A 23,760-nucleotide genomic window follows, 5' to 3' on the forward strand; every position below is an offset into this window, starting at 1 on the left:
CGGGCCTGGGCTGGGCGGATCGGGCGGCCGGGTGCGCTGGTCTGGCACTCCGGCGCGGCGTTCAGGCGGGTGAGAGATTTGCGAATTTCACCAGGAGTTTTTTCGTTCCGGCGGTCGGGAAGTGCACCGTGACTTCCTGCCGGTCGCCGATACCGGCCACGGCGAGGACCTGTCCCTCGCCGAATTTGGGGTGGCGGACGCGTTCGCCGCCCCGGTACGCCATGCCGGCGGTGAGGGGGCTGGTGTTCTTGACGGCGCTGGCGGTGGGGACGGTGGGGCGGTAGGTTTTCCAGGTTTTGGCGCGGTACTCGACGACCTGCCCGTAGGGGTCGACGGTGTCGAAGCCGCCTTCGATTTCTTCGAGGAAGCGGCTGTCCTCGGCGGCGTTGGTTTTGCCGTACTGCATGCGATTCTCGGCAGCTGTCAGGAACAGGCGGTCCATGGCGCGGGTGATGCCGACGTAGAACAGGCGGCGTTCCTCCTCGATGCCGCCCGCCTCGGCGATGGCTCCTTTGCTGGGCAGCAGGCCTTCCTCGACGCCCACGATGAACACGACGGGGAATTCCAGGCCTTTGGCGTTGTGCATGGTCATGAGGGTCACGGCGTCTTCGGGGGTGTCCTTGTTCTCCTGTCTGGTGCGCATGTCGTCCACGCTGGAGAGCAGGGCGGCGTCGTCGAGGAAGTCACCGATGGTTCCTTCATGCTCCTGGGACCATTCCTCGGCGGCGTTCACGAGTTCGTCGAGGTTCTCGGCGCGGACCTGTCCTTCCGGGCCTTCCTGGCGGAGCAGGTCGAGGTACCCGCTGGTTTCGATCACGTAGCGCAGGAACGGGCCGGGTTCGTAGTTGTCGGCGGCGTCGCTCATGGCGTGCATCAGCGCGGCGAAATCCACGGCTTTCTGCGCGCCACGGTCGAGGATGCCGTCCGTGTCGGCGCGGGCGCAGGCTTCGAGCAGGCTGGTGCGGTGGGCGGCGGCCCAGTCGAGGAGTTTCGTGAGGGCCGTGTCGCCGATGCCGCGCCGGGGCCGCCCGATGATGCGGCGCAGGGCCACGTCGTCACTGGGGTTGATGGAAAGGCGGGCGTACGCGAGGATGTCGCGGATTTCCCGCCGGTCGTAGAAGCCCACGCCGCCCACGATCTTCGCGGGAATCTGCACGCGGCGCAGGCTCTCCTCGATCACGCGGGACTGCGCGTTCGTGCGGTACAGCACGGCCATGTCCGTCAGCGGGCGGCCTTCCTGGGCGTGCAGGCGCGTGATCCACTCGGACACGAAGTCCCCCTCGGCGCGGTGGTCGGTGGCGCGGTGGAACACGACGGGCGGCCCGTCCTCCTTGACGGCTTTCAGGGTCTTGTCGAGGCGTTCGGCGTTGTTCTCGATCAGCCGGTTGGCGATGCCGAGCACGCGGGCGCTGGAGCGGTAGTTGTGCTCCAGCATATATACTTTAGAATCAGGGTAATCTTTCTGGAAATCAAGGATATTTTGTATGTCAGCGCCTCTAAATTTATAGATCGACTGGTCGGGGTCCCCGACGACCAGCAGGTTGCGGTCCCTGGAGGCGAGCAGGCGGGTCAGTTCGTACTGGGCTTTGTTGGTGTCCTGGTACTCGTCGACGTGAATGAATCTGGCGCGGTTCTGGACGGCGTTCAGGACGGCGGGGACTTCGCGGAACAGGCGGACGGTTTCGGTGATGAGGTCGCCGAAGTCGATGGCGTTCTGGGCTTTTTTGCGCGTTTCGTAGCGGCGGTAGGCTTCGGCGGCGGCTTCTTTGGGGATGCCGCTGAGGTAGGGTTCGTGGGCGCGGTCGAGGTCGGCGGGGGTCTGGAGGTTGCTCTTGGCGCGGTCGAGGATGCCGCGCAGGACGCGGGGGTTGGTGTCGGGGCCGATGCCGGGGAGGCTGCCCATGATGTCTTTGAGGACGTCGAGCTGGTCGTCGTCGTCGTAGATGACGAAGCCGCGTTTCAATCCGATGTGTTCGCCGTAGGCGCGCAGGATGCGCACGCCGGCGGAGTGGAAGGTGCTCATCCAGAGTTTGTCGGCGCCGGGGACGAGGTGGCTGGCGCGTTCGCGCATCTCGGCGGCGGCCTTGTTGGTGAAGGTCACAGCCAGGATCTCACCGGGTTGCACGCCGTAGTGGCCGATCAGGTGGGCGATGCGGTAGATGAGGGTGCGGGTCTTGCCGCTGCCGGCGCCGGCGATGACGAGGGCGGGGCCTTCGTAGTGGTCGGCGGCCTGTGCCTGGGTGGGGTTCAGTTGGGCGAGCAGGTCGGGCGGGTTCACCTGGGAATTGTACCAGCCTGCGTTCTGCCCTGGGCGTAATGGGCGGGCGGGGCGTGTTCCTGGGCAGGGCACGGTTTTCGGGTCGCCTAACCCTGCTACCCTCCACGGGTGACGGCTTCCTCGACCTCCGTGCAGACCTCGTCCCGCGCTTCCAGGCTGGCGCTGGGCAGCATTCTCGTGGCGGTGGTGGTGCTGGCCCTGAAGTACGTGGCGTACCTGATGACCGGCAGCGTGGCGCTGTACTCGGACGCGCTGGAGAGCATCATCAACGTGGCGGCGGCGGTGGCGGCGCTGATCGCGCTGCGGGTCGCGGCCCGCCCGGCGGACGCCAACCACCCTTACGGGCACACGAAGGCCGAGTACTTCAGCGCGGTGGCCGAGGGCGTGCTGATCGTGCTGGCGGCGGCGGCGATCGTGCGCGAGGCGCTGCCGGGCCTGCTGAACCCGGCAGAGTTGCCGGCGCTCTCGGGCGTGGCGGGGCTGGGCGTGAACCTCGCGGCGGGCGTGCTGAACGCGGTGTGGGCGTCGGTGCTGCTGCGACAGGGGCGGGCGCTGCGGTCGCCGGCGCTGCTGGCGGACGGGCGGCACATCTTCAGTGACGTGGTGACCAGCGTGGGGGTGCTGCTGGGCGTGCTGGCGGCGCACCTGACGGGTCAGGCGTGGCTGGATCCGCTGCTGGCGATCCTGGTGGCGCTGAACATCCTCTGGAGCGGGTGGCGGCTGGTACGGGAGAGCGTGGGCGGCCTGATGGACGCGGCGGTGGACCGGGAGACCGAGGAGAAGATCCGGCTGGCGATGCGGCTGCACGGGCAGGGCGCGCTGGAGATGCATGACCTGCGGACCCGGCACGCGGGAAGCGTGACGTTCATCGAGTTTCACATGGTGGTGCCGGGCGACATGACGGTGCAGGAGGCGCACAGCATCTGCGACCGCCTCGAGGACGCCATCCGGGCCGGGACGCCGCAGTCGTCGATCAGCATTCACGTGGAGCCGCAGGAGAAGGCCAAGCATCACGGCGTGCTGGTGCTGTAGCCGCGCACTGGGCGTTCATGAAGCCGGGCTTCATGCGACAGTTCTTTCATGTCGAACGGTCATGCCTATACTCGCCGTTGAAAGCTTCAGGGAGGAAGTATGGGCGAGATTGACGTGCCGAACGACGTGCACATCCGTTCCACGGTGGGGCCGACGCGGCCGCCACGTGGCGAGCAGGTTCAGGTGACGGTGGACGGCGCGCCGCAACTGGCGTGGGTGGGCGAGCCGCTGGTGGACGTGATCAACCGCGCGCAGATCGAGCTGGCGCAGGTGTGTTACCACCCGCAGCTGGGGCCGATCCAGACCTGCGATACCTGCGCCGTCGAGATCGACGGTGTGGTGGGCCGCGCCTGCGGCACGAAGGTGGCGGCCGGGATGACGGTGCGCACGCAGACGATCGCCGCCCGCGCCGCGCAGCGGGACGCTTACGACCGGATCGTGGCGAACCATGACCTGTACTGCACGGTCTGCGACAACAACAACGGGAACTGCACGGTGCACAACACGCTGGGCGTGCTGGGCATCGATCATCAGACCCGTCCCTTCCAGCCCAAGAGCTACGAGAAGGACGAGTCGAACCCCTTCTACCGGTACGACCCGGACCAGTGCATCCTGTGCGGACGCTGCGTGGAGGCCTGCCAGAACGTGCAGGTGAACGAGACCCTGACCATCGGCTGGGAGATGGAGCAGCCGCGCGTGCTGTGGGACGGCGGGAAACCCATCGGCGAGAGCAGTTGCGTCAGCTGCGGGCACTGCGTCACGGTCTGCCCCTGTAACGCCCTGATCGAGAACTCCATGATCGGTGAGGCGGGCCTGTTCACGGGCATTCCGCTGCCCGTCTGGGACGCCGCCATCGACGTGGTCAAGGGCGTGGAGGCCAGCGCGGGCCTGAAGCCGATCATGAACGTGTCAGAGATCGAGTCGGCCGCGCGCGACCGCTACATGAAGAAGACCAAGACCGTCTGCACGTACTGCGGGGTGGGCTGCTCGTTCGACGTGTGGACCGACGAGCGGCACATCCTGAAGGTCGAACCCGGCCTGGGGCATGCCAACGGCATCAGCACCTGCGTGAAGGGCAAGTTCGGCTGGGATTACGTGAACAGCGAGGACCGCCTGACCGCCCCGCTGATCCGCGAGGGCGACCGGTTCCGCGAGGCGACCTGGGACGAGGCGCTGGACCTCGTGGCGCGGCGCTTCATGGAGATCCGCGCCAAGGATGGTCCGGACGCCCTGGCGTTCGTGGCGAGCAGCAAGGCCAGCAACGAGGAAGCGTTCATGGTGCAGAAGTTCGCCCGTCAGGTGATCGGGACGAACAACGTGGACAACTGCTCGCGGTACTGCCAGTCCCCGGCCAGCAAGGGGCTGTCCCTGACGACCGGGATCGGCGCGGACAGCGGCACCATCAAGGACATCGAGAACGCTTCTCTGGTGATCACGGTGGGCAGCAACGCCGCCGAGAGCCACCCGGTCCTGGCGACCCGCGTGAAGCGCGCGCAGAAGCTGGGCCACACGAAGGTCATCGTGTTCGACATCCGCGAGCATGAACTCGCCACCCGCGCCGACCAGTTCATCCGCCCGAAACCCGGCACGGACTTCGTGTGGCTGGCCGCCGTCAGCAAGTTCATCCTGGACAACGGCCTGGAGGACAGGGCGTTCCTGGCGGAGCGCGTGAACGGCCTGGAGGAATTCCGGCAGTCCATCAGCACCTACACCCTGGCGTACGCCGAACGCGAGACCGGCATCGACGCCGGGACGCTGGAGGCCCTGGCCCGCCAGATCGCCGCCGAGGAGCGCGTGGCGATCCTGTGGGCGATGGGTGTCACGCAGCAGTGCGGCGGCAGCGATACCAGCGCCGCCATCAGCAACCTGCTGCTGATCACCGGGAACTTCGGCAAACTGGGCGCCGGGGGCTTCCCGCTGCGTGGTCACAACAACGTGCAGGGCGCCAGTGACATGGGCGCCATGCCCGATCAGGTGAGCGGGTACCAGCCGGTCGGGGACGATCTGGTCGTGCAGCGCCACGAGCGCGAGTGGGGCGTCACGCTGCGCCCGGAACGCGGCCTGGACAACACCCAGATGCTCGACGCGGCCATCCAGGGCAAGTTGAAGGCCATGTGGATCACCGGTGAGGAGATGAGCCTGACCGACGCGAACGCCAACCACCTCGCGCAGGGCTTCGAGGCGCTGGAATTCCTGGTGGTGCAGGACCTGTACTTCACGAACACCGCCCGGTACGCGGACGTTGTATTCCCGGCCGCCGCGTCGCTGGAGAAGGAAGGCACGTTCACGAACACCGAACGCCGCATCCAGCGTCTGTACGAGGTCATGCCGCCCCTGAAGGGCACGAAACCCGACTGGCAGATCTACCAGGGAGTCGCGCAGCGCATGGGCGCCGACTGGAAGTACAGCCACCCGAGCGAGGTGATGGACGAGATCGCGCGCCTCACGCCGTTCTTCGCGGGCGTCAGTTACGACCGCCTGCAGGGGTACGACACGCTGTGCTGGCCGGTCGCGGAGGACGGCACGGACTCGCCGCTGCTGCACCAGGAGCGCTTCAACTTCCCGGACGGGAAGGCCCGCCTGTACCCGGCGACGTACAAACCCCGCCAGGAAGCCCCGAACGACGAATTCGACCTGCACCTGAACAGCGGGCGCATGCTGGAGCACTTCCACGAGGGCAACATGACCTTCCGGGCGGAGGGCATCGCCGGGAAGGCCCCGGATTCGTTCGTGGAGGTCAGCCCGGAACTCGCGGCCGAGCGGCAACTCCAGAGCGGGCAGTGGGTGCGGCTGATCAGCGAGCACGGCGCCGTTCGCCTGCGCGCACTCGTCACGGCCCGCGTGAGCGGGAACGAGGTGTTCGTGCCCATGAACGCCCGCAAGGCCGAGGACGCCGTGAACTTCCTGACCGGCAGCCGGGGCGACAGCATCACGAACACCCCCGCGTACAAGGACACCCGCGTGCGCATGGAAGTCCTGCACGACGTGGGCGAGAACCCGCTGCCCGCCAGGAACCACCGCTGGGGCCACCCCACCCCGCAGACGGGCGTGGAAGTCGAGCGCAAGTGGTCACGGCCGGACTACGTGTTCCCCGGCGGGCTGCTGCCCATGCACGGCGACAGCCTGAACGCCCGCGCCGACGCGCTGGCCGGCCCGGCACTGGGCGGCTCGGTCATGGGCGGCGCTGACGACTGACATTCAGCGGGACGGGGCAGGCAACCGCCTCCCCGCTTCCGCGCAGGAGACACCATGGCGAAACCACTTGAATTCACGCCCCGCATCCCGACCGCGCAGGAGAAACTGCATTCCGAGGTCGAGGATTCCACCGACGCGCTGCTGGAGGGCCTGTACCTGCTGCGGCAACTGCATGAGCACGGCGTGCTGGACGTGGCGGGCAAGACCGTGCGGGGCGGCGAGGGTCTGATCGCGTCGCTGCTGCACATCACGGGCGGCGAGAGCGGCACGACCCTGCTGCGCAACGCCACGGAACTGGGCAAGACCCTGGCGGCGCTGGACCCGCGCGAGGTCGGCATTCTGGGCAGCGCCATCACGACCGGCGTGAACGAGGGCGCGCGGCACGTCGCGGCCGGGAAGGGCGTGGGCCTGGGCGAACTGATGGGCCTGCTCAAGGACCGGGACGTGCAGGTGGCACTGGGCGCCCTGTTCGCGGTCCTGAAGGGCGCGGGGCGGGCGCTGCGCGAGGCGAACGGCGACGTCCCGAACACCGCGAACCAGTCCGAGGTGGGCCGCTGAGCACGGCCGGCAGCCAGGGCGGGGAGGCGAGCGTGGGCCTCCCCGTCACGCTGTTCCGGGCGGGTGGGGCGGCGGAGCGGCTGGACGCCGTGGCGGTCGAGGAGCCGCTGGAACTGCGCCTGCACGCGCCCGGCGGTGTGGGAACGGAGGACGCGGGAGCGGGCCTGCCGCTGGGTGTGCTGATGCGCACGCCCGGGCACGACCGCGACCTGCTGCTGGGCTGGCTGATCTCCGAGGGTCTGCTGCCCGCCGCATTCACGCTGGCCCCGGACCCGGAGAACGCGAACGTGTGGTACCTGCGCACGCCGGAGTTCGCGCGGCTGGCGGCGGGCGCGCGACTGGCGGTGTCGTCGAGTGCCTGCGGGGTGTGCGGGTCGGGCAGCATCGAGGCGCTGGCGGTCCGGGCTGTGCCGCCGGTCTGGACGGCGGGGCCGCTGGACGCCGCGTTCCTGGCGGGCCTACCCGAGAGGTTACGGGCGGCCCAGCCGGGCTTCGCGGCGACCGGGGGTCTGCACGGCGCGGCGCTGTTCACGGCGGAAGGCGCGCTGCGCTGCGCGCGTGAGGACGTGGGGCGGCACAACGCCGTGGACAAGGTGGTCGGCTGGGCACACCTCCAGCAGCCCGGGCCGCTGGGGGATCAGGTACTGGTGGTCAGCAGCCGCGCGGGCTTCGAGATCGCGCAGAAGGCCGTGGCGGCCGGGATCGGCGTGGTGGTGGCCGTGGGCGCGGCGACCAGTCTGGCGGTCGATACGGCGTCCGTGTTCGGCGTGACGCTGTGCGGCTTCACCCGTGAGGGCCGCCTGACGGTGTACGCCGGGGCGGAGCGGGTGGCGTTCCACTAGACCTCCTGCAACAGTCTCTGTGACTACCGAACCTGCGGCCGGATTCCTCGCTTCAGGCAACAGTGGGGGGGCGATCTGAAAATCCACTTTCGCGGCAGGTCTGTTGAAGCGTCAATGTTGGTCTGTCCGTAGAGTCTTGATATAGCCATCGAAAGTTGGCTGTCCAACGGCGAACGCCACTTCGTACAGACACCAAACGGTGCTGTCTAAAGTCGGCCGCGTACGATCACCACCCTCACAGAGAGCTGCCAACATTCTTGCCAGTTGAAATTTCAGCTGGAAATTCGCTGATTCTGTGCTTGCCGGCGGGCCGTGCGCAAACGGTTCATTGTGGATATCAACTTGCTCGTCCAGTTCGTCTGCGAGAGCACGCAAGCTCTCCCAGTCAACGTTGTCAACGTTCGAATTGTCGAGCAAGATGGCGTCTAGCGGGCGAGCAAACTGAAGCGGGTCTACCTGACATTGCCCCAGTGCCCATTCGATGGTGTTCACGGCCAGTTGACGCAATTCACGTTCCGTCATCGTCTGCATCGATCGTGCCAGATCGGCATTGCCGAGGATGCTGTTGAGCTTTGGGAGATCCATTCCGCTCAAGATACTGTTCTGTCATACGGACTCCGATTGAATGGGCTGCAAAGCCCGTTCAATCCGAGCGGATGCGAGTAAGAGAGAAACGGGTTCCGGACGTGGAGCCGGCAATCCGGTGAAGTTCCGGATTGTCGGCGAAACAAACGGAATCCGGATCATTCCGCTCTTTTGACCTCCAGCGATAGTTCCTCTGTCCCTCGCAACTGTGTCCAGATTCCTCCTTGCCGGCAGCAATAACGGAGAAGCGGGGCGGCTTGAAAGTCCACTTTCGCAGGAGGTCTATTGAGCGGACTGCCTGGTCGATGAACCGCCAGATGAGTTTTCAGGTCCGAAACGATGAAGTGCGCCCCTGCTAACGCCCGTTAGACTCCTTGACGTCAAACAAACTGACGGGCTTCAGGAGGACGTATGGGATTTCTGGATCGTGAGCATTCTGTTGCAGGACCGAACTGGACGCGCTGGCTGGTCCCGCCCGCCGCGCTGGCCGTACACCTGAGCATCGGGCAGATCTACGGGTACTCGGTGTTCAACAAGCCCCTCTCCCGCCTGATCAGCGGCGACCTGACTGCCGAGACCGGCGCGCCCGGCGACTGGTCCCTGTTTCAGGTGGGCCTGATCTTCAGCGTGGCCCTGTTCTTCCTGGGGGCCAGCAGCGCCGTCTTCGGCAAGTGGGTGGAACGCGAGGGGCCACGCAAGACCATGTTCGCCAGCGCCCTGCTGTTCTGCGGCGGGTTCTTCGTCGCGGCGCTCGGCGTGAAACTGCACTCGCTGCCGCTGGTGATCCTCGGGAACGGCGTGCTGGGCGGCATCGGCCTGGGCCTGGGGTACATCAGCCCGGTCAGCACGCTGATCAAGTGGTTCCCGGACCGCCCCGGACTGGCGACCGGCATGGCCATCATGGGCTTCGGCGGCGGCGCCCTGATCGGCAGTCCGCTGGGCACGGCGCTGATGGCCCGCTTTGCCGGGGACGGCACGCTGGGCGTCGGCTCGACCTTCCTGGTCATGGGAGGCGTGTACCTGCTGTTCATGCTGTTCGGCGCATTCCTGATCCGCGTGCCCGCCGAGGGCTGGAAACCCGCCGGGTGGAGTCCGAAACCGCAGGCGGCGGGCGGCATGATCTCCTCGCACAACGTGCTGGTCGATCAGGCTTTCCGCACGCCGCAGTTCTGGCTGCTGTTCGCCGTGCTGTTCCTGAACGTCACCGCCGGGATCGGCGTGCTCGGGCAGGCCAGCGTCATGATTCAGGAGATGTTCAGTGACCGCGTGCTGGGCGCCGGGAACGGCGTGACGGCCGCCGCCGCCGCCGGCTTCGTGGGCCTGCTGAGCATCTTCAACATGGCCGGGCGGTTCATCTGGTCCTCGACCAGCGACCGCATCGGGCGCAAGCCCACGTACATGATCTTCTTCGCGCTGGGCGCCGTGCTGTACTTCCTGATTCCCATGTTCGGCAACATGGGCAGTCTGGTGCTGTTCGTGGCGGGCTTCTGCGTGATCATGAGCATGTACGGCGGCGGGTTCGCCACCATTCCCGCGTACCTGCGGGACATGTTCGGCACCGCGAACGTCGGCGCGATCCACGGCCGCCTGCTGCTCGCCTGGAGTGCCGCCGCCATCGTCGGCCCCAGCCTCGTGAACGGCTTCCGCGACAGTCAGATCAGGGCCGGGATTCCCGCCGCACAGGCGTACAGCACCACCATGTACATCATGGCCGCGCTGCTGGTCGTGGGGTTCGTGGCCAACCTGCTGGTCCGCCCCGTCGCCGAGAAGTTCTGGGCGCAGAACCGCACGCCCGCCCCCAGCCACGACTGATACCCATCCCAGCCAGGAGGTCCGCATGACCCGTTCCACCCCCGAATCCACCGAACCGCTCTCCCCCGTGATCTACCTGACGTGGCTGGTGCCCGGCATTCCCCTCGTCTGGGGCGTGTGGCAGACACTGATCAAGGTCGCGCAACTGTTCCAGTAATCCGGCCTGACGGCAGATGCCTGATAGCGGATGGCAGATGAAGGCCTCCCCCACTTTCGGGGGAGGTTCGCTGTTTAGGCCGGTTCAGGTCGGGGCGGGCTGGGCGTGTCCGTCCAGTTCGCGGCGCAGGTAAGGCGCGGTGCGGCTGCCGCTTGCCCTGGCGACCTGTTCGGGTGTGCCCTGCGCCACGACCTGACCGCCGTCCTCGCCCGCGCCGGGGCCGAGGTCCACGACCCAGTCGCTCGCGGCGATCACGCCCAGGTCGTGCTCGACGACCATGACGGTATGCCCGGCGTCCACGAGGCGGCGCAGCTGGGCGTGCAGGCGTTCCACGTCGCTGGGGTGCAGGCCGGTGGTGGGTTCGTCCAGCAGGTACACGGTGTGGCCGCGCACGGCCTTCTGGAGTTCGGTGGCCAGTTTCACGCGCTGCGCCTCGCCGCCCGAGAGTTCCGTGGCAGGCTGCCCGAGGCGCAGGTAGCCCAGGCCGACCTCCTGCAGGGTGCTCAGGGCGCGGTGGACGGGCGCCTCGTCCGCGAACACCGGCGCGGCGGCGTCCACGGTCAGGTCCAGCACCTGCGCGATGTTCAGCCCGTTCCAGGTGACCTCCAGGGTGGCGGCGTTGAAGCGGGTGCCGTGGCAGACGGGGCAGGGCGCGTACACGGACGGCAGGAACAGCAGTTCGACGGTCACGAAGCCCTCGCCCTGGCAGTGTTCGCAGCGGCCGCCCTTCACGTTGAACGAGAACCGCCCCGCGCTGTAACGGCGCTGCCGGGCCAGGGGTGTGGCGGCGAACAGGCGGCGCACGTGGTCGAACAGGCCGGTGTACGTGGCGAGGTTGCTGCGCGGCGTGCGCCCGATGGGTGCCTGCGTGACCTGCACCAGCCTCCGCACGCGCCCCACGTCGCCGCCCAGGCTGCCCTGCGTGGGGGCAGGCGCGTCGTCGGCGATCAGCAGGTCGGCCGGGTCGGCGCCCGCCTCGACCGGGGCGATCTCGCGGCCCAGATGGGCGCCCAGCAGGTCCGCGAGGGCCTGAGTGATCAGGCTGGACTTCCCGGAACCGCTGACGCCCGTCACGGCCGTCAGGACGCCCAGCGGCAGGCGCACGTCCACGCCGCGCAGGTTGTTGCGGGTCACGCCGCTCAGGTCCAGCCAGCCGGTCGGGTCGCGGCGCACACCCGGCAAAGGTGCGGGCGGCCCGAAGAGGTGCCGGGCGGTCAGCGAGTCCGGCACGTCCCGCAGGCCCGCCGGGGGACCGCTGTACAGCACCTGCCCGCCGTGCTGCCCCGCGTGCGGGCCGACATCCACGATCCAGTCGGCGTGGCGGATCACGCCCGGCTCGTGCTCGACCACGAACAGCGAGTTCCCACCGGCTTTCAGGCGGTCCAGGGCGCTCAGCAGCGCCTCGGTATCGGCGGGGTGCAGCCCGGCGGAGGGTTCGTCCAGCACGTACACCACCCCGAACAGGTTCGAGTACAGCTGCGTGGCCAGCCGCAGGCGTTGCAGTTCGCCGGGCGACAGGGTGGGCGTGCCGCGCTCCAGGGTCAGGTAGCCCAGGCCCAGGCGTTCCAGCACGTCCACGCGGGCGCACAGGTCGGCGGCCAGCCGGGTCAGGGCCAGCGCCTCCTCGGGCGGGCGGGGCGTGGCGTCCGGGCGGTCGGTCTGCCCGGCGGCGGCGGGGGCGAGCAGTTCGGCGGCGCGGCGCAGCGGCAGGCGCGAGAAATCCATGATGTCCAGCCCGGCGAACGTCACGCCCAGGGCCGCGCGGGTCAGCCGCTTGCCGTGGCAGACCGGGCACTCGCGGATCACCATGAACGACGCCGCCCGGCGCTTCATGCTCTCGCTGCCGCTGTTCGCGAAGGTGTGCAGCACGTGCCGCCGCGCGGACGTGAACGTGCCCAGGTACGACGGTTCGGCGCGGCGTTTCACGGCCCGGCGCGTCTCCTCGGGTGTGAAGCCTGGGTACACCGGCACCTGCGGTTGCTCGTCCGTGAACAGAATCCAGTCGCGGGCCTCGCGCGGCAGGTCCTGCCAGGGGGTGTCCACGTCGTAGCCCAGCGTGACCAGAATGTCGCGCTGGTTCTGCCCGGCCCACGCGGTCGGCCACGCCGCCACGGCCCGCTCACGGATGGTCAGGGACGGGTCCGGAACCATGCTCTCCTCGGTCACGGCGAACACGCGGCCCAGCCCATGACATTCCGGGCAGGCACCCTCGGGCGTGTTCGGCGAGAACCCCTCCGCGTAGATGATGCCCTGCCCCGCCGGGTAATCCCCGGCGCGGGAGTACAGCAGGCGTAGCACGTTGTTCAGGGTGGTCAGGCTGCCCACACTGCTACGGGCCGACGTGACGCCCCGCCCCTGTTGCAGGGCCACGGCGGGCGGCAGGCCGTCGATGCGGTCCACGTCCGGCGTGCCCAGCTGATTGAACAGCCGCCGCGCGTACGGCGACACGGAATCCAGGTAGCGGCGCTGCGCCTCGGCGTACAGCGTCCCGAACGCCAGCGAGGACTTCCCGGAGCCCGACACGCCCGTGAACACCACCAGCGCGTCTCGGGGCAGGTCCACGTCCACGTTCTTCAGGTTGTGTTCCCGCGCGCCGCGCACCTGCACGAACCCGTCGCGGGGCCGGTCGTCGCGGGACCGGTCGTCCTGCGGAGAGCCGTCGCGGGAGGAGGATGGAAGGTCGTTCATCCCGGCATGATTCCCCCGCCGGTCGCCGGGCGGGTGCGCGGAGCCTTCAGCCGTTGCCCATGCTCGGGCGTCGTGAGGGCCGTCAGAACGGGAAGAAGCTGAGCTGCCCCGGTGTCGCCGGGAACGTCGCGTACAGGCCGTCGGCCTGGGGCTTGAGTTCGTACAGGGAATTCCTGCCGCGGAGCGTGTCGATCTGGCAGTCCGGTGTCGGGTCACTCCCCGACAGCGTGCAGGTCACCTCGTGCGGCGTGCCGTCCAGCGTACGGAGGGTGCCGGTACGCAGCCACGAGACCGGGAAGATGTTCGCGCGGGCGAACGCCGCCTGGAGGGCCGCGTCGCTCCGGAAGGTGGCCAGGGTGGTGCCCCGCCCGGCCAGGAACTGCGCGAGGGCGTCCTGGCGGTCGTCATCTCCCATGTTGGGCAGCAGCACGCTCACGGGGCCACTCACGGCGGCCAGGGTGGGCTGCATGGCGCGGCACATGATGTCGCTGGCGGCGCGGGCGCAGGACCGCACGTAGTCCCGCGCGTCCTTCGGCGAGTACAGGTCCAGGCCCTGCGGGTCGCACCCGGCCAGCAGTGGGAGTGTCAGGGCCAGCGGCACTCCAGCGTACCGGGTCATTGCAGTCCGGCCAGGAAGTCCTGCACGGCGTTCAGGATCTCGCCTTCCGCCTGCGCGTGCGTGACGGTGGGCAGGCCATCGCCCTTCTGCGGGCCGTACCGCCCGAAGAACGAGTGGACCGCGCCGGGGATGACGGTCAGGGTCGTGCCGCCGGGCAGGCGTTCCAGGCCGCCGCGCACATCGTCGGGGGCGGCCACCCCGTCCTGTTCGGCCAGCAGCGACAGCACGGGCAACGTCCGGTCTTTCAGGCTGACGTTCCCGGCGGGGTACGCGGCCATCAGGATCAGTCCCGCCAGGGCGTCGGCGTTGTTCGCGGCGTACTGCGCGGCCATCGCGCCGCCCAGCGAATGACCGGCGATCACCACGCGCTTGCCCTGGCCGTACTGAGCGATCAGACCGTCCGCGCGGTTAATACTGGTCACGGCCAGATCCAGCGGGAAGGCGGGAATGACCGTCTGCACGCCCTGTGCGGCCAGCGCGCGGCCCAGCCACTCGTAGGCCTGGGGGCGCACCAGCCCGCCAGGGTAGAACACAAGCAGGGTGTCGGCCTCGCCCTGCGCGGGCCGGATGTCAATGACGGGGCCGCCCACGTTTTCCAGCGTCACGCGCGCCGTGTCGGTGCCGGACGGGGGCACGCCGTCCTGCCCGACGACCAGCGGGGGCCGCACGACCGCCTGCCGCGCCGTCGAGATCAGGTACCCGCCCAGCAGCGAGACGCCCGCGATCACCCACGCCCGCACGCGGGGCGAGAGGCGCGGGCGACGCCGGGGGCGGGCAGGGGCCGGGGTGGTCGGGGCAGGTTCGGTGCTCACGCCCCCAGCATAGGCCCGGCCCTCCCCCGCCCTTACACGAAGGCGCTGAGGCCGGTGATGGCCCGCCCGACGACCAGGGTGTTGATCTCGTTGGTGCCCTCGTAGGAGTAGATGGCCTCGGTGTCCGCGAAGTGCTTGGCGACGCCGTACTCGAGCAGGATGCCGTTCCCGCCGAAGGTTTCGCGGGCCAGGGCGACCGTCTCGCGGCAGCGGGCGGCGGTGACGACCTTGGCGAGCGCGGCGTGCTCGTCGCGCATGTCGCCCGCGTCGGCCATGTGGCTCAGGCGCAGGCACAGCGCGAACAGACTGGTGACGTTGCCCAGCATGTGCACGAGGTGATTCTGGATGAGCTGGAATTCCCCGATACGCTTGCCGAACTGCTCGCGGCTCTGGGCGTAAGCGGCGGCCAGTTCGTAGGCGCCCATGGCGCACCCGACGCCCTGCCACGCCACGCCGGCGCGGGTGAGTTTCAGGACCTCGGCGGTGGTGCGCCAGCCCTGCACGTTCTGGAGGCGGTCGGTGTCGGGCACGCGGCAGTCGGTCAGGGTGATCAGGCCGTTCTCGACGATCCGCAGGGCGGTCTTGCCCTGGATCTTCTCGACCTCGTAGCCGGGCGTTCCGGCGCGGACGATGAAGCCGCGCACCTCCTGCGTGTCCACGTCGCGGGCCCAGACGACTGTGAAGTCGCTGAAGGGGCTGTTCCCGATCCACTTCTTCTGGCCGCGCAGGGTCCAGCTGTCGCCGTCACGTTTGCAGGTGGTGCGCATGCCCTGGCTGACCTGCGAGCCGCCCTCGGGTTCGGTCAGGCCGAACGCGCCGATCGCCTCCATGTCCAGCATCTTGGGCAGCCACTCGGCCTTCTGCGCGTCGTTGCCGCCCAGCGCGATGGACGCGAAGGCCAGTCCGGCGTGCACGCCGAAGAACACGGCGGTACTCACGTCCACCTTGCAGGCTTCCATGGTGAACAGGCCTTCCATGATGGTGGCGTCGGGGGTGCGGCTGCCGTCCTCGTTCCAGATGCGGCGCATGAAGTCGTGTTTTTTCAGTTCCGGGATCAGGTGGCGGGGGAACTCGTCGCGGTTCCAGTACTCGTTCATGATGGGCGAGACGTGCGTGTGCATGAAGCCACGCACCTCGCCAGCAAAGTCACGTTGCTGCTGGGTCAGGGTGTCCATCTGCCCGAAGAAGTCGGCGTTCGGGGTGGGCAGGTGGGGGGCCTTCTCGGGCGCGGCGCTCATCAGGCGGGTCAGGCCCTTGAGCTGCGTGTCGCTCATGCCGGCGGCGGCCTTCACGAGGGCACCCAGGTCGAGTCGTTGGTTCAGGCGGGCGAGCGCTTCGAGGTCCAGCCCGGCCAGCAGCGCCTGGGCGTCCACGTTGGGAGTGTTCATGCCCTGTGTTGTACCGCGTTCAACAATTCTCAGATTGCGTGCGCTGTCGCGCTTCACGAGCCGCTCCGTTCATGCGGTCTTCACGGTCGGGACGCCCGGCGCGCCGCTCACGGCAGGCGCTAGCATCCGGCCATGAGCGCCCCGTCCACGCCGCGCCCCACCCACCCCCTGCCGAGCCGTCCGGCCGGGTACGCGGAACTGGCCCGCTACTCCAGCCTGGGCCGCCTGTGGTCCATGCTGGGCGGCGCGGCGCGGGCCGGGCGGCAGGTGACGCTGGTGCGCGGCGACGCGCCGGAAGTCTGCCGCCGCCGCGTGAGCGGGTACACCCTGGCGAACGCCGGCATCTTCCTGGATGAGGCGCGGGCCGCCCGCGACCTGGAGGACGGTTTCGCGCCGCACCCGGCGCTGCTGGCCCTGCTGGGCGGCGACCCGGCCCCGCTGCGCGCGGAACTGAACGCGCACTTCGAACTGCGGGTGGATTTCGTGCTGGCCTTCACCACCCGCCGCGACCTGATCGCCCGGCCGGAACTGCGGTTCGTGCCGCTGGTGCCGGGCCTGAGCGCCCTGCCGGACGGCCTGACGCTGGACGCCCGCCGCCTGGGCCGCGACGAACTGCACCTGCTGGTGCAGCGCGCCTGCGGCCTCGCCTGACCGGACTCCGGGTGCGGGTCATACGGATTCCGTCTGTTTCGCTGACCATCCGGAACTTCACCGCCCCTGCCAGCTCCACGCCCGGAGGGGCGTTTCTCTCCTACTCTGCGGGGCAGCTCTACGAGTCGCATCCGCTCGGACCCAGCGGGCTTTGTAGGCCATTCAATCGGAGTCCGTATCAGCCGGCGCGGGCGGCGCGGCGTTTCTCGGCGCGGACCATCCGCACGAACTTCGCGAGGCGGGGCGCGCGGTTCCAGCGTTTGCGGTCCCCCGCGACCCGCCAGATCCACTCGACGCCCAGGCGGCGCGTCCAGGCGGGCGCGAGGTCGGCGGTGCCGGCCAGCACGTCGATCACGCCGCCGCAGCCGATCATGACCGGGGTGTTCATGACCTGCCGCCAGTACTGGTTGAAGGTCTCCTGCCGTCCAGCACCCATGGCAGTCAGCAGGAGGTCCGCACCGCTGTCGCGCACGAGTTCCGCCACGCGCTGATCCTCGGGCAGGTCGAAGTACCCGTGGTGAATGCCCGCCACCTGAATGCCGTAGTCACGCGCGGCGTTCTGCGCGGCGACCTCGGCCACGCCGGGCTTGGCGCCCAGGAAGAACACGCGCAGGTCCGCGCCGTGGCGTCGCATGAGGCCCTGCACGATGTCGAAGCCCGGCGCGCGCGGCACCTCCTGCGCGCACAGTTGCCGCGCGGCCCACACGATGCCCACGCCGTCGGCGGTCACGAGGTCCGCGACCTGCATGGCGGTCACGAAGTCCGGCTGGGTGCGTGACTGCACGATGAACTCGGGGTTCAGGGTCACGACGGTGTGCGGCGCGCGGGGGGCGTGATAGATCCAGTCGCCCAGACGGTCCAGCGTGCCGTCGAGCGTGATGTTGTCCAGCGGCAGGTCGAACAGGGTCAGTCGCTGGGTGTGGTCCGGGTTGGTCATGCTGTCGCGGATTGTAGAGCAGTTGGGCCTGGGGGGCAGTTGGGCCTGGGGGGGTGCCCGCTCGCCCCGGCGGGTGGAGTTGCGCGCGGGGCGCGCCGGTACGGCATACTGCTACGCATGTTGCCCGGTGCTTTCGGTGCTTTACCTGCGGACGCTCAGGCGCAGGTGGTCGCGGCGGGACGGCTGGGACGCTGGACCCGCGCCGAACTGCTGTACCACCCGGAGGACGCCGCCGAGACGCTGTACGTCATCACGCGGGGGTCCGTGCGGCTGTACCGCCTGGGGTCCGGCGCGCGGGAGGTCACGCTGGACGTGCACGGCCCCGGTTCGCTGCTGGGCGTGATGTCCCTGATTCCCGGCGAACGCTGCGGCATGTACGCCGAGGCGATGGACGACACCGAGGCGCTGATGCTGGGTCAGGACACCCTGCACCGCGTCACGCAGGCGCACCCGGCGGTGGGTGTGGCCCTGACCGAGCAGATCACCCGGCAGACGCGCGGCGTGCAGGAGCGCCTCTCGGGTCTGGTGTTCCTGGAGGTGTCGCAGCGGCTGGCGCTGGCGCTGCTGAACCTCGCCGAGCGCGAGGGGCCATGGCCGGAGGGCGGGTCGCACGCGCTGCGCGACCGGGTGTCGCATCAGGATCTGGCGCACGTGGTGGGCAGCACGCGCGAGACGATCACGAAACTGCTGGGGGATTTCCGCACGCGCGGCCTGCTGGACCTCGGGTACCGCCGGATCATCCTGACCGACCGTGACGGCCTGCAACGCGCGACGCGCGAACCGCTGCGCTGAGGCTGGGGCGGGTCCGCGCCCCCGCGCCGTGTCCCGCACCGTCCGTCGGCTTTACTTCACAGTGTGCTGTGACAGTCAGTGTAGTGTGAGTCCCGTTGCCGCTCATACCGGGTAGCCGGAGAGAACGGGCACCGCACGCGCCCCGGCAGACGCCGGGGACGGCCCGCGCCGCTGCGAACACGGGGCGCCGGGCGGAAGGAAGAACAATGGCGCGGAACGCAGGAGCGGAATTCAGGAAGGGGGGCATGCAGGAGTACTTCCGCCTGCCCGCAGGGGCGCTGGCGCAGGCACGCGCCGAGACCCGTGGCGACGTGGACCGCGCCGCGCTGGCAGAGGCCCTGCGCGCGTACCACCGCGACCTGGGCACGCTGGACACCCACGCACAGGCGGCCCTGGAGCGACTGGCGCACCCGGCGTCCCGCGTGGTCGTGACCGGGCAGCAGGCGGGCGCCCTGACCGGCCCGGCGTACTCGGTGCACAAGGCCGCCGACGCGGCGCTGCTGGCCCGCCAGGAGGACCGTGAGGACGCCCCGGTGGTCGCCGTGTACTGGATCGCCAGTCAGGATCATGACGCAGCCGAGGTGGCGGGCACCACCCTGCTGGACCTTGCCGAGCGCCTGCACCGCCTGACGCTGGACGTGCCGCAGGGCGTGCCGGTCGGGCGCGTGCCGTGGCGCGCGGAGTGGACGGCGCAGGTTCACGCGCTGCTGGACGCCTTCGACGCACCCGCCGCGCACGTGGCGGCCGTCCGCGCCCGCTTCGAGCGCGCCGTGGGCGGGCCAGCGGGCGCGGGCAGTTACGCCGACGTGTTCGCCCGCCTGATTCACGGTCTGCTGGCCCCGGCGGGCCTGCTGATCCTGGACCCGCTGCACCCGGCCCTGGCGGCCCTGATGGCCCCCACCCTGGCCCGCGAACTGGAACGCCCCCTGGCGTCCAGCGAGGCCATCGAGGCGGCCGCCGCTCGCCTGGAAACCGACGGATTCGTGCCGCAGCTGCGCCGCCCGGCCGGGGCGACCAACCTGTTCATCGAGGAAGACGACGGGCAGCGTCGCCTGCTGCGCTTCGACGGCCGCACCTTCCGCACCGATCACGCTGCGTACTCGCGCGCGGACCTGCTGGCCGTGCTGGCCGGCGATCCCAGCCGCCTCACGCCCGCTGCCGGCCTGCGCCCCGCCGTGCAGGACGCTCTGCTGCCCACGCTGGCCTTCGTGGTCGGGCCGGGCGAGATCGCGTACGGCGCGCAGCTGCGGGACGTGTACCCGCTGCACGGGCTGGGGCAGCCGCTGCTGTGGCCGCGCCTCAGCGTCACGTGGATCGAACCGAACGTGCGCCGCCTGCTGGGCCGCCTGAACGCCACGGCCGCGCAGGTGCAGGCCGAGCCGGAAGGCGTGCTGGGCCGCGCGCTGGCCGCCGAGCGGGGCGCGGCCGCCGCCAGCGCCGAGCGACTGGCCGCGCTGGACGCCGAGCTGCTCGCCCTGACCGACGAACTCGCCGCGCTGGACCCCACCCTGCACGGCGCGGCGCAGCGCACCCGCGCCCGCACCACCGCGCGCGTGGCGCACCTGCAACACCTCGCCACGCGCGCCCTGGCCCGCGCCGAGAACGACCGCAGCGGCCAGCTGACCCGCCTGAAAGCCCACCTGCTTCCGAACGGCGTGCCCCAGGAACGCGAGATGAACTTCCTGACCTTCCTGCTCAAGCACGGCGACACGCCCCTGCGTCAGCTGCTGGACCTCCCGGCCGGCTGGCAGGGCGAACTCGACATTCCCTGAAGTTCCAGACGCAGCGCGGGCGGCCCCATCCAACCGGGCCGCCCGCCTGCCGTTCCAGTTCGCTACTCGCGCGGGATGTTCACGTCGAACAGGGCGCGCACGAATTCCTGACTGTCGAAGGGTTGCAGGTCGTCGGCCTGTTCGCCCACGCCGATGAACTTGATGGGCACGCCGAGTTCCCGGACGATGGCGACCAGGATGCCGCCCTTGGCGGTGCCGTCGAGTTTGGTGACGATCACGCCGGTCAGGGGGGTGGCCTCGTGGAATTTCTTGGCCTGCTGCAGGCCGTTCTGGCCGGTGACGGCGTCCAGGACCAGCCACGTCTCGGAGGGTTCGGCCGGGTCGGCCTTCTCGACGACGCGGCGGACCTTCTTGAGCTCTTCCATCAGGTTGTGCTTGTTGTGGAGGCGGCCGGCGGTGTCGATGAACAGCAGGTCGGTGCCGCGCGCGGCGCGGGCGCTGGCTCCGTCGAAGGCGACGGCGGCGGGGTCGCCTCCGTCGGTGCCCTGCACGACGGGAATGCCGAGGCGTTCGCCCCACTCGCCGAGTTGCGCGCCGGCAGCGGCGCGGAAGGTGTCCCCGGCGGCGAACATGACGCTCTTGCCGCGGTTCATGTAGTACTGGCCGAGTTTGGCGATGGTGGTGGTCTTGCCGACGCCGTTCACGCCGATGACCATCACGACGTGCCCCTTGGGGTCGACGCCGGTGCGGCGGGCGTCGGGCGCGAAGCCGAGCTTGCGGAATTCGGCGCGGCGGGCGTCGGGTTCGAGTTGCAGGGTCAGGGCGTCCATCAGGGCCTGCTGGAGGTTCTTGCCCTCGGCGCGGCGGATGTCCTCGAGGATCTCCTCGGTGGCGGCGCGGCCCACGTCGGCGGCGATCAGGGCGTATTCGAGGTCCTCGATGGTGTCGAGGCGGTTGGTGACGACGTCCCGGACGTCCTGTCCGAGGAAGCCGGCGGTGGTGTTGATCTGCTGGCGGGTCTTGCTGAGCCCGTCGCGCAGGCGTTCGAGCCAGCTCACGCGCGCGCTCCGGCGGGGTGGGTGGGGGTGACGTTCATGCGTTTACCATAGCGTCCCGGACCCGCGCTGAACCGTTCGGATCACCGCCATCCGGCCCCGTGAACGAAAAACCCCCTCCGGGCGGGAGGGGTGTGCGGGCGGGGCGGGGGCACTCAGCCGGGGTGGTACTCGCGGATCAGGGCGAGTTTCAGGGTGCTCAGGCGTGCGGGGCTGAACACGCCGCGCCCCAGCACGCGGTCCCCGAGAGCCAGGACGGGCACGTGGTCGCCGTGCCGGGCGCGTAATTCCGGGTCGAGGTCCACGTTCACGCTCTGCACCCGGAAGTCCAGGCGGGCGAGGTTCCCGGCGGCCTGCTCGCACAGGTGGCAGCCGGGGCGGGTGTACAGCGTCAGGGTCGGCAGGCCGGGAGGCGGGGTGGGGTCGGGTGCGCTCACGCGGGTTCCAGGACGGCCGGGCGACTCAGGATGCTCATGGCCTGCACCGGGGCGTACATGTCGTTCGAGGAGAGCAGGTCGCCGACGCTGGAGAAGGTCCGCAGCACCTGTCCGCCCTGGCGCACCGCGAAGATCTGGCCGTCCGGGCCGACCTGGATCAGCCAGGGGGCCTCGGTGGGTTCGCCGACCAGGGTTTCCATGGCGAAGGTCAGACCCGGCGTGCCGTCCGCCTCGATCTTACGGACCTTGCGGGCCACGCTGTCCACGATGTACACCGCGCCGAACTGATCGACTCCCAGGCCCTCCAGGGGGCGCAGGCTGTCGCTGTTGCGGTCCAGGCGGAACGCGTAGCGGCTGAGGTACTCGCCCTGCGCGCTGAAGCGCTGCACCTCGTGGTTCCCGGTGTCCAGGACGTAGACGTGCCCGTCGGGCGCGGCGACGATGCCGCTGGGTTTCTCGAAGCGGCCCAGGCCCTGGCCGCGCCCGCCGAAGCGGCGGATGAACCGCCCGAGCGCGTCGAACACCACGACCTGATGCGCCTCGGCGTCCAGCACGAAGACCTGGCCCTGCGCGGCGGCGATCCCGACGGGTTGCAGCAGTTCGCCCTCGTTCAGGCCGTAGGGGCCGAAGCTCAGGAGTTCCGCGCCGTCAGGTCCGAGTTTGCGCACGAGCGCGCCGGCCTTGCCCTGGCGGTAGTCGAGCAGCGTGACGTACAGGTTGCCTTCCGGGTCGCCGGTCATGGCGTTGGGCGCGCCGGGCAGGCCCTGGGCGCCGCCGGTCTGGTCGCGCAGGCTGGCGCGCAGTTTTCCTTTCAGGTCCAGCAGGCGCAGCGTGCCGCGTTTCTCCTGCACGCTCATGGCGAGCGCGATGGGGTCGTTGAAGACCTCGTCGGTCAGGACGCCGGCGTCGATGCGGGCGATCACGTCGTCCAGGGTGGGTCGCTGGGCGGGGTCCTTCTCGATCATGTTCAGGATCAGGTCGTTCAGTTTGCCCGGCACTTCCAGCCGCACCTGCTTGGGCGGTTTGGGCGTCTCGAACACCTGCTGGTGCACCACGGCCTCGTAACTGCCCTTGAAGGCGGTGTGGCCCGTGACCATCTCGTAGGCGAGCAGCCCCAGCGAGTACACGTCGCTGCGGGCGTCCACGCGGTTGCCCTTGGCCTGTTCCGGGGCCATGTAGATGGGCGTGCCGACGCGCGCGCCGGTCATGGTCAGGCGGGTCAGGACCTTCCCGACCGCGATGCCGAAGTCCATGAGTTTCACGCCGCCGTCGCGCAGCACGCCGTCCGTGAAGGCGTTCTTGAGGACCATGACGTTGGCGGGCTTGATGTCGCGGTGCACGACGTTCTGCATGTGGATGTGCCGCAGGGCGTCGGCCAGCGCGCGGATCAGCTGCGTGCCCTCGTGGAAGGTCAGCGTGCGGTTTTCCAGCAGCGCCTCGAGGCTGTCGCCGTCCAGGAATTCCATGGCGATGTAGTGTTCGGGGTCCTGCATGCGGTAGTCGTACACCCGCACGATGTTCGGGTGGTTGAAGCGCTTGAGGACCTCCGCCTCGCGGTAGAAGCGTTTGACGAACTTGGCGTCCGCGAGGTACTTGTCCTGCGGGACCTTCAGGGCGACCACGCGGCCGTCCTGGCGGCGGCGGGCGCGGTACACGCTGCCCATCCCGCCGATCCCGACCCGGTCGAGCACCTCGTACTCCTGAAACCGCAGGTCCGAGACGGTCTGGGTGGTCGTGGGGCGCCGGGACGGGGGCACGGGCGTCGACGTGCGCTGCACCCGCACGGGCTTCTGGGCAGGCGCGCGGCCCGGCCGGTCCAGGCTGGGCATCACGACGCGGCCCAGGCGGAAGGCAGCCGTGACCAGCACGAAGGCCGTGACGGCCAGCACGCCCTGCGCGCGGTTCAGGTTCTCCAGTGCGGGCGGGCCACCCTGGGCGGTCAGGGCGAGACCCCCGACCAGCAGCAGCAGCAGGACGGCCGCCGCCGCGGCCACCACGCTCAGTGCGCGTTCCGGCGCGCGGACGGTCAGCAGGACGCCCACGACGAACAGGGGTACGAGCAACAGCGCGATCACGGTGAAGTACCGGCCGGGCGCGGGAAGGGAAGCAGCGGGAACATTACCCACAGTTATACAGGGCCAGTCTTGCCCTGAGCTTACAGGTTGCGGCTTTCCAGAGCGCGGCGCAGT

At 69.6% G+C, this 23,760-nt stretch carries 19 protein-coding genes; 9 read left to right on the forward strand and 10 right to left on the reverse strand.

All coding sequences use genetic code 11. The features are described from left to right. Window positions 1–61: 61 nt before the first annotated feature. The gene (locus BXU09_RS00405) at window positions 62–2,278 is read right to left on the reverse strand and encodes a UvrD-helicase domain-containing protein (protein ID WP_078299493.1); all 2,217 of its coding nucleotides are present in this window, start codon (window positions 2,276–2,278) and stop codon (window positions 62–64) included. A gap of 108 nt (window positions 2,279–2,386) precedes the next feature. On the opposite strand from BXU09_RS00405, the gene BXU09_RS00410 reads away from it, so the two are divergent. From BXU09_RS00410 to BXU09_RS00425, 4 genes are all read left to right on the forward strand, one after another. Continuing rightward, window positions 2,387–3,310, forward strand: a complete 924-nt coding sequence (locus tag BXU09_RS00410; protein ID WP_078299497.1) for a cation diffusion facilitator family transporter — start codon at window positions 2,387–2,389, stop codon at window positions 3,308–3,310. Between the two features lie 99 nt (window positions 3,311–3,409). Beyond that, entirely contained in the window at window positions 3,410–6,505 is a 3,096-nt protein-coding gene (gene fdhF / locus BXU09_RS00415; RefSeq protein ID WP_078299501.1) for a formate dehydrogenase subunit alpha, read from the forward strand. 54 nt (window positions 6,506–6,559) lie between these two features. Continuing rightward, window positions 6,560–7,063 (forward strand): DUF1641 domain-containing protein, encoded by a 504-nt coding sequence (locus BXU09_RS00420; RefSeq protein ID WP_078299505.1) that lies wholly within the window; start codon window positions 6,560–6,562, stop codon window positions 7,061–7,063. Between the two features lie 32 nt (window positions 7,064–7,095). Beyond that, a complete protein-coding gene (locus BXU09_RS00425) occupies window positions 7,096–7,905 on the forward strand; it encodes a formate dehydrogenase accessory sulfurtransferase FdhD (protein WP_078299509.1) in 810 nt (269 codons plus the stop codon). Between the two features lie 111 nt (window positions 7,906–8,016). Here the strand turns inward: BXU09_RS00425 and BXU09_RS20020 are convergent, their stop codons facing one another. After that, on the reverse strand, window positions 8,017–8,490 hold the full coding sequence (locus BXU09_RS20020) for a hypothetical protein (RefSeq protein ID WP_144011911.1): 474 nt from the start codon (window positions 8,488–8,490) through the stop codon (window positions 8,017–8,019). Between the two features lie 411 nt (window positions 8,491–8,901). On the opposite strand from BXU09_RS20020, the gene BXU09_RS00430 reads away from it, so the two are divergent. Both BXU09_RS00430 and BXU09_RS21820 read left to right on the forward strand, forming a co-directional pair. Further along, window positions 8,902–10,302, forward strand: coding sequence for an OFA family MFS transporter (locus BXU09_RS00430; RefSeq protein WP_078299513.1), 1,401 nt, complete (start codon window positions 8,902–8,904; stop codon window positions 10,300–10,302). Window positions 10,303–10,327: 25 nt separating this feature from the next. Next, window positions 10,328–10,459, forward strand: a complete 132-nt coding sequence (locus BXU09_RS21820) for a hypothetical protein (protein WP_255578773.1) — start codon at window positions 10,328–10,330, stop codon at window positions 10,457–10,459. 84 nt (window positions 10,460–10,543) lie between these two features. On the opposite strand, the gene BXU09_RS00435 is transcribed toward BXU09_RS21820, so the two are convergent. From BXU09_RS00435 to BXU09_RS00450, 4 genes are all read right to left on the reverse strand, one after another. Beyond that, window positions 10,544–13,147, reverse strand: coding sequence for an excinuclease ABC subunit UvrA (locus tag BXU09_RS00435; protein WP_144011912.1), 2,604 nt, complete (start codon window positions 13,145–13,147; stop codon window positions 10,544–10,546). A gap of 82 nt (window positions 13,148–13,229) precedes the next feature. Continuing rightward, the gene (locus BXU09_RS00440; RefSeq protein ID WP_078299516.1) at window positions 13,230–13,766 is read right to left on the reverse strand and encodes a hypothetical protein; all 537 of its coding nucleotides are present in this window, start codon (window positions 13,764–13,766) and stop codon (window positions 13,230–13,232) included. After that, window positions 13,763–14,578 carry an alpha/beta fold hydrolase gene (locus BXU09_RS00445; RefSeq protein ID WP_144011913.1) on the reverse strand — a complete coding sequence of 272 codons (816 nt, stop codon included), beginning with the start codon at window positions 14,576–14,578 and terminating at the stop codon, window positions 13,763–13,765. Before BXU09_RS00445 ends, BXU09_RS00440 begins: the two co-directional genes overlap by 4 nt. A 32-nt stretch (window positions 14,579–14,610) precedes the next feature. Then, on the reverse strand, window positions 14,611–15,966 hold the full coding sequence (locus tag BXU09_RS00450; RefSeq protein ID WP_078299523.1) for an acyl-CoA dehydrogenase family protein: 1,356 nt from the start codon (window positions 15,964–15,966) through the stop codon (window positions 14,611–14,613). Between the two features lie 132 nt (window positions 15,967–16,098). Between BXU09_RS00450 and BXU09_RS00455 the strand changes: the two genes are divergently transcribed. After that, entirely contained in the window at window positions 16,099–16,617 is a 519-nt protein-coding gene (locus tag BXU09_RS00455) for a hypothetical protein (protein WP_078299530.1), read from the forward strand. A gap of 178 nt (window positions 16,618–16,795) precedes the next feature. Here BXU09_RS00455 and BXU09_RS00460 read toward each other — a convergent pair whose 3' ends face one another. After that, window positions 16,796–17,554, reverse strand: a complete 759-nt coding sequence (locus tag BXU09_RS00460; protein WP_078299533.1) for a WecB/TagA/CpsF family glycosyltransferase — start codon at window positions 17,552–17,554, stop codon at window positions 16,796–16,798. Window positions 17,555–17,671: 117 nt separating this feature from the next. Between BXU09_RS00460 and BXU09_RS00465 the strand changes: the two genes are divergently transcribed. Next, on the forward strand, window positions 17,672–18,346 hold the full coding sequence (locus BXU09_RS00465; protein WP_078299535.1) for a Crp/Fnr family transcriptional regulator: 675 nt from the start codon (window positions 17,672–17,674) through the stop codon (window positions 18,344–18,346). A 206-nt stretch (window positions 18,347–18,552) separates the two neighbouring features. After that, a complete protein-coding gene (gene bshC, locus BXU09_RS00470; protein ID WP_078299539.1) occupies window positions 18,553–20,118 on the forward strand; it encodes a bacillithiol biosynthesis cysteine-adding enzyme BshC in 1,566 nt (521 codons plus the stop codon). Between the two features lie 62 nt (window positions 20,119–20,180). Here the strand turns inward: bshC and ftsY are convergent, their stop codons facing one another. The 3 genes from ftsY to BXU09_RS00485 form a co-directional block, all read right to left on the reverse strand. Further along, the gene (gene ftsY, locus BXU09_RS00475; RefSeq protein WP_078299542.1) at window positions 20,181–21,137 is read right to left on the reverse strand and encodes a signal recognition particle-docking protein FtsY; all 957 of its coding nucleotides are present in this window, start codon (window positions 21,135–21,137) and stop codon (window positions 20,181–20,183) included. Window positions 21,138–21,289: 152 nt separating this feature from the next. Further along, a complete protein-coding gene (locus BXU09_RS00480) occupies window positions 21,290–21,571 on the reverse strand; it encodes a glutaredoxin family protein (protein ID WP_230285259.1) in 282 nt (93 codons plus the stop codon). Beyond that, window positions 21,568–23,646, reverse strand: coding sequence for a protein kinase (locus BXU09_RS00485; RefSeq protein WP_230275387.1), 2,079 nt, complete (start codon window positions 23,644–23,646; stop codon window positions 21,568–21,570). The genes BXU09_RS00480 and BXU09_RS00485 overlap by 4 nt, the downstream gene beginning before the upstream one ends. Window positions 23,647–23,760 lie beyond the last annotated feature (114 nt).

It is taken from the genome of Deinococcus sp. LM3 (assembly GCF_002017875.1).
Classification (GTDB): domain Bacteria; phylum Deinococcota; class Deinococci; order Deinococcales; family Deinococcaceae; genus Deinococcus.